This is a genomic window from Liquorilactobacillus mali (assembly GCF_001437155.1).
Lineage (GTDB): Bacteria > Bacillota > Bacilli > Lactobacillales > Lactobacillaceae > Liquorilactobacillus > Liquorilactobacillus mali_A.
In genome coordinates this window covers 1-6,837 of sequence record NZ_JQAR01000045.1, presented here as the reverse complement: position 1 = coordinate 6,837, position 6,837 = coordinate 1, and the positions used below count along the sequence as shown (strand labels likewise).

Here is a 6,837-nt window from a genome sequence, read left to right as displayed (position 1 = left end):
ATTAAAATCGAAACCTTTTGTGAACTAGGGCTGTCCAATATCCAAATGGGCGTTCGGATTAATTTTAAAATCTACCATAAGTCTACCGATTTTTTAATATTATTTTATTCATCAATTTCCGGCGCCGACCCAAGCTCTGCCTGAATCATCCAGATTTTCTTCTCAATTGCGGTTTTGAGACCAATGAAAATATCTTGGGTACTGAAGTCTTTTTCAACATCGGATACTTCAATGCCGTGTTGGTAAAGGTCTTCCAAGTAACGATAGCCATCAACTAGGTGTGCGAGGCGTTCTGGGGTTGTTTTGTCCCATTCACCAGGCCAGTCTTGAATCTTAGTGTTTTCGACCATTTCTTTTAAGGTCGAGTAAGGACTGCCATCAAGCGCAATCAGCCGTTCAGAAATGACATCGAGTTGGCTGTCAATTTCTTCCATGAACTCATCCATCAAAGGGTGCAACTTCAAAAAGTTGGGTCCACGCATGTACCAATGCGTCTGATGGATAATCATTGACATCTGGCTCAAATCGGCAACGAATTGATTTAATACTGCTTTGGTTTTCGTATATTTCATTAGATTGATCTCCTTTCGATATGGTTATTATAACTTAGTGGTAGCTTAATCTGAAACGTTATACACTGGCAAATTAAGTTATTTATAGCCCGTAGAATTAAGTCGTTTTGAAAAGATGGAGACGTTATATGGTAGATTGTAAAATTAAATAAATCTACAATTGAATTTTATTTACCTTATGAAGATGTTCAAAACGCGTTAAAGGAAAGTGCGCAAAACCCCTTTATACGTACAAAGGATGAATGGGTAGTGGGTAACAATGAGTGTAAATTAAATAAGGCACAAAAAAGGATGCTTAAGGATAAAGAAATATATAATCATTTCAATCTAGAAAATATTTCCAGTTCCATCAAAACGGAGCTAAACAAGATAGTGCATGACATCGATGACTAATACTTTAACACCAAACAGAAAGGGGCTATGAATATATAGGGTCTATACTAGATAATGGACCCTATTTATTGAAATGGGAGAGTAATTTTTTCAAAGAAAAGGGGGTAAAAACTATGATTAAAAAAGGCATTACAAGAGTAATAATAAAAGTAATGAATTCTTGGAGTTCAATTTTTTCAACGTTACCAGGGTAACTTTTGGGAATCGGAATTAAAAAGTCGAGGAAGATTGGTAAATATACAATGCTATTAACTATTACAACACTACTTATTCCGATTACGTAATGAACCATAGAAAAAGTTAGGACTTGATTGTGTCTGAAGTATTTTTTTTGAGCCTGCTGTACAGTTTTTTTCCTAGTTACAATGTCATGCCTTGCAGCGTTGAATAGGAGTGAAAAGCCTATTAATGCAACAATTATTAATATAAAGCCGAATGAATTGGTAACTCCAACTTCTGAAGTGAAATTTAGAAAAAAAGGGCCCAAATATTTGGAGATGAACCAACTAGATAAAATTGAAATAATAATTGTAAGAATGTTTTTAAAATAGCCATTTTCAATGATAGTATCATTTATATGGTCACATAAATATAAAAAATCAATTGTTATGAGAAAAAAAACAACTAATATTACGATTAACCATGAGTACAAGGCTGATTTAGCACCTCTTTCTATTTTTTAGATAAAAGTAAAAAACTAAAATAAGTAAAATGATAAACTAATATATATAGTTTATCATTTTGCTTATTACTTTCTATGCGTTTTGTTCAATTAACTTGCGAAAAGCTTTAGCGGCGTCTTTTGCTTCACTGTCAGTATAAGAAGGATATTTTTGTAATTTAAACTTTTTAAAAGCCAATAAAGCGGTTTTATAAGCTGCACCCCATGAACCTGTACCACCTTTTAAAAGAGTATATGTGTCGTTCTGTAGTGAATCAAGGTCATCATCAAAACGATTACTTAGGTAAGAATTAAAGCGAACGGAGCTTTCATTACCGGTGTAATAAGTTTTAATAATTTTGGATATAGTTTGGTTGTTTTGCGAATGGATTGTACTGTAAACGTTAAGTGCATCCAAATCGTCAACCAAATCTTCCCTTCCAAATTGCCCTTTATTACCTACATATGCAGTAATTGATTCATAAAAAGAGCCGTATTTTTTCTGGTTAAGATGAGCATCTTCTATACTTGTTAAAAGATCTCCACACCAGCCCCCAAGGTCCTGAATTCCTGAGGCTGACTGTGGTTCTCCCCAAAATAAAAGTGCGTTTAAAGAAGCCATCATGTGTGGTAAGCCAATTTTTATGCCAGTAGTACTATCATAAAGAGTTTCGAAGTCACTTTCTTTTGAAACATGTAATGCTGAGTTTGCGAATGCTAACCAGCTAGTATTTAATCCACCGGCCAAGGGTGCCCAACTTGGTGAAGAATAGGAAAATTGTCTATAAAATTGGGTAACAAGTTGTTCAGCAGGTGTTGAAGAGCTTTCACCGCTGATATAACTATATGCCTGGTCTTCTACTTGTTGCAGTTGGGTAAAGAAAGCAGCGTTAGGATTTATATTAACTTTGGTAACTTTAGAAACTCCGTTATCTTTACCAGAGACAGCAACTTGATCCATATCAATCCCTGTTGAAGCTCCAGTAAATTCATTGAATTGATCAAAGCTCCAATTTTCAGGCATTTTGAACCCTAAATTTCCGCTCCATCCAGAAGACATATCAGCAACAAAACTATACTTAACTAAGTGGTTTACATGCAAGCACGCATTGCGTGTTCCATAAATACCTGCTTTATATTCAGTTGATCCTATAATACCAGTAATACCCTCGAAATAGGGGACAACCGTACTACTCATGTTTCCATCTTGAATATCAACATCAACGGCAAAATAGATAACTGTCCCACTTGGTAGGCCAAGCTGACGTGCAGTATTAACGGCAATAGAAGCGTCTGCGAAACCTTGCTTGCTATTAAAATAACTTTCTTCATAACCTCCATCTTCGTAAATCGGAAAAATCTTAAGGTTAGCATCTAATAGCAGTTTAACTTCAGTGTTAGTCAAATTTTTATCTCGTTTATCAGCACCAGTCCCGACGCTTCCTGTCAAATAACGGCCGATAATGTTATAGCCAGCTGCTTTCAGTGATTTAGCCGTAGCAGCTGATGTGATTTGAGTAGCCATGTCGACACCATCTGAAGATCGGTTAGTGTTACCATTACTAGTTAATAAGCCTTTGATCACAGTTAGGTCAGCAGTTGAAGTATAAGGAGGCAACTTCATGAATTTTCTAAAGGAAACTATACCGTCGGCAACATTTTGTGTAAATTGGCCATTGAAGGCGCCTGAATAGAAACCATTAACGTAAAGACCATATTGAATAATTTTAACGATTGCCCCAGTTGCGCCAGAATTAACAGTTGGTGTTTTATTGATCGTACCAGGACCATAATAACCATTAGCAGTTCCAGTATCCATACCTTCCACTGACTGCAAAGCATAAATCAAAGCAGTGTTCGTATCCCTTTGATAAATTCCATCACATGGTAAAATACCAGTGTAAGCTTGATAATCATGATTAAGCTGTTGTTGCATTGAACGGATTTTAGCGTCCCCACCAGGAACTAAAACAAACGCGCTCATTGTCAACAAGGCTTTCATAATATCCGAGTTTACATTGGCGCTGGTGTCTTTGATACCGGCGTCTTTTTTTAATTCAACGACAGCAGCAGCCGTGTTAGTAGTAAATTCTCCGGTAAAGTCTTCAGGGTTGATACCCTTACACCAAAAGCCACCTTGGATTATTTTAACAACATTGTGCTTAAAGCCAGTTTTAACTTTATTAGCAAATTGAGTATCCCATTTAGCGGCAGTTGAAGGGCCAAAATTATCAACTAGATCTGTGATACCTAATTCGTGTTGCAGGGCTCTAGTTAACCCATAAACTGTGTTCCAACCAGTATTACCGTCCTCGGGTACTTTACCAAAGCCAGAAACTTTACCGTAAGTTTTGTTGAGCCAGACTTGTGTTTCTTTTACCATTTCATCCATACATAAATCGTCCTTTCTGTGTTGTTTAGCAACCATAAGCGCCTACAACGAACAAGCTATCAAATGAGTAAGCAGTTTCTGATTCAACCTCCTTAAAAATTATTTGCTCAATATTCGAACACACGTTCGAGTAGACGGCTTAATTTTAGCACAGAAAAACAAGAAAACAAATTTTTGTCGGATTATTTTCGAACAAAAAAGATCTTCCAGGAAAATGGGAAGATCAAGTAAGCTATATATTTTTAAGGGCCCATTTTTACCAAATAGCCCCTTGAAAACATTGTTAAAATAACCCCCAATATCTATAATGTAGATATTGGGGGTTATTCTTTGTTTTTATCAATAAATAACATCTGCTTTTTAGAAAAATTGTTGGACCTTTGTACTAATTGAACTAATTTCTTGCCGAGATAAAGTGGACACAACTTCGCCATCTGATCGTTTTGTTGGATCGACAGCACGGATATGTTGCAATAACGCTGTCCCGTGAATTTTCCCGTTATCTATCCTGATAAATAACGGCGATTTAGCATACTTTTCTTGGGTACGATATTTGTCAGAGGTACTGATTGGCACAACTAGCACCGTATTAAAATAGCGATTATAGTGATCGTTGCTTACAACTAAACACGGTCGCTTTTTCTTAGTTTCAGTGCCTTTAGCCGGATCTAAATTAATCCATAAAATAGCGCCTTGTTTTAATTTCATTAATCAAAGTCTTCGCTTTCCACATCTTTACCCCAATCAACTTCTGTTGTACTGAGATTTCCAAACTTTTTTTCTTGTTCATCAACAAGTTGCCATAGATCCGGTTTACTACGAACAATCATTACTTTACCATTTGGTTCAATCTGCCATTCAATTGTATCAGTAGACCGAACCTTTAACAGTTCACGTACTGTTTTAGGAATTGTAATCTGATTTTTACTTGTGATCTTTGAGCTAACCTTAGTTACATTACCTGCACTCACAATATCATCTCCTTACTTTTTCCTTACAAAAAATAATAACATAACTGCTTTAATATCTCAAGAAAAGGAGAAAAGACTATGCAACAAGTTGTCCTACCCATCAAAGATTCAAATGTTCTCAAAGAAGTTCAAGATACGTTACTCAATAATTTTAAAGCTGGCCGTCGTAACTATACAATTTTTCAAGTTGGTAAAGCTACGCTACTAAGAGTCAGTGACGTTATGTGCTTAAAACAGACCAATATTTTTAATCCGAACGGTTCCATTAAACAAAATGCGTTTATTCATGATAAAAAAACTGGTAAACCTAATACCTTGTATCTTAAACCGGTTCAAACAGACCTTTTGTTGTATCGTCAATGGCTGCTTGATAATCAGTTACAATCTGAATGGCTCTTTCCTTCCATTCAACACCCCGAACGACATATCACAGAAAAACAGTTCTACAAAATCATGAGCAAAGTTGGCGATCTTTTAAGTATTAATTACCTTGGTACCCATACGATGCGCAAGACTGGAGCTTATCGAGTTTATACGCAATCTAATTATAATATTGGTTTGGTTATGTACTTATTAAATCATTCAAGTGAAGCGATGACTTTAGCTTATTTAGGCTTGGACCAAGCAAGTACCGAAACTATGTTAGACCAAATTAATTTTGGTTAGAATTGGTTATTTTTTAGTTGTTGCCGAAGGCAACTTCTGAGACAGATTTTAAGCACAAAACCTCTACTAAATTTTGGTGGAGTGTAAGTGCGCATTAAACTCATTTCATTCCGTTTAATGACGCTAAAAAATAGCTAACTTGATCATTGAAATAAAGGTTGTTTTTTAGTTCAATGCGCACTTACACACAACAACTAAAGTTGATTGTGCTTATACTAAAAAAAGTTGTATTAGATTTCGCTGCGCTCAAACAAATCTTTTTAATTGCTTTACACCGTTTTTCTTTCTAAACTTAATTACCATCTTTGAATAACTAACTATAAAAAGATGCCTTTAATTTAAACCTGAAATAATTAGCTAATGTTAGGAGTGACTCAGATGGACGAAAAAAAAGTATTAAAGCCAATTGATGAAATGCTTGCTGATCCTTGGCAAGTTGATATTCAAGAATTGTTTGAAGCTTTTGTTCATGAACCTGATGAGATCAAACAGAATTTGTATAATTCCTTGTACACTTACATTTTGCAAAAAAGACAAGAAGATATTATTAATCGACCAGGATTTGTAATTTAGCCCTCTAAAAGCTCACTGAGGGCTTTTTATTTTGTTTTGGCATAAATTATATGTAAATATGCTTAAAACTGCTGAGAATTGAAAATAAAGGCCTTAAAAGGGACATAGCAGTTAAATTCTTATTATGTTTTAGAAAAGCTAACTGTTTGCTGTCAATGGTAGCGGACGAGCAAAGCGTGGGAGCATAAGGAATTGACAGCTCTAAACCAGTCTTAACACTGAATTGGCGAAAGCCAAAGTTTCTATAAAACTTTGCTTTCCTGCCTAACGGCGAGTGAAAAAACGGTCAAGCTGGTTCAGCTTGACGGGGTGCGGGGCGTCAGCGCCCGTATAAATGTGGCTTGCCACACCTTTTTAGGCAACGAACGAAGTGAGGCGCAAAGAGCGTAGCGAATGGAGTTTAATGTGAGCCGGTTTTTGGCTCACTCCTTTGTGTTTTTGATTTTAGGTCTTGATCTCGTACAGTGGTGCCTCTTATATACCTCTTTTATAAACCTCTTTTAAACCTCTTTTAGACCCCTCTTGAACCTTACTCTCCCAAGGCTTATAGAAGTTTATCAAGTAGGTTTTGTCTGTTTATCAAGTAGGTTTTGTCTGTTTATCAAGTAG

6 protein-coding genes are annotated in these 6,837 nt (G+C 35.9%); 2 read left to right on the top strand and 4 right to left on the bottom strand.

Translation table 11 applies throughout. From position 1 onward, the window contains the following. Positions 1–104: 104 nt before the first annotated feature. The 4 genes from IV36_RS11455 to IV36_RS11435 all read right to left on the bottom strand — a co-directional run bounded on the left by IV36_RS11455 (position 105) and on the right by IV36_RS11435 (position 4,989). Positions 105–572 carry a Dps family protein gene (locus IV36_RS11455; protein ID WP_056992617.1) on the bottom strand — a complete coding sequence of 156 codons (468 nt, stop codon included), beginning with the start codon at positions 570–572 and terminating at the stop codon, positions 105–107. Between the two features lie 1,148 nt (positions 573–1,720). After that, entirely contained in the window at positions 1,721–4,018 is a 2,298-nt protein-coding gene (locus tag IV36_RS11445) for a glycoside hydrolase domain-containing protein (protein WP_014271901.1), read from the bottom strand. Between the two features lie 360 nt (positions 4,019–4,378). Further along, positions 4,379–4,726 (bottom strand): type II toxin-antitoxin system PemK/MazF family toxin, encoded by a 348-nt coding sequence (locus tag IV36_RS11440; protein WP_056992615.1) that lies wholly within the window; start codon positions 4,724–4,726, stop codon positions 4,379–4,381. Next, positions 4,726–4,989, bottom strand: coding sequence for a type II toxin-antitoxin system PrlF family antitoxin (locus IV36_RS11435; protein WP_001748062.1), 264 nt, complete (start codon positions 4,987–4,989; stop codon positions 4,726–4,728). The genes IV36_RS11440 and IV36_RS11435 overlap by 1 nt, the downstream gene beginning before the upstream one ends. 78 nt (positions 4,990–5,067) lie before the next feature. Here IV36_RS11435 and IV36_RS11430 point away from each other — a divergent pair, with 78 nt between their 5' ends. After that, positions 5,068–5,655, top strand: coding sequence for a site-specific integrase (locus tag IV36_RS11430; protein ID WP_056992613.1), 588 nt, complete (start codon positions 5,068–5,070; stop codon positions 5,653–5,655). Positions 5,656–6,015: 360 nt separating this feature from the next. Further along, positions 6,016–6,228, top strand: a complete 213-nt coding sequence (locus IV36_RS11425; RefSeq protein ID WP_001748064.1) for a hypothetical protein — start codon at positions 6,016–6,018, stop codon at positions 6,226–6,228. Positions 6,229–6,837 lie beyond the last annotated feature (609 nt).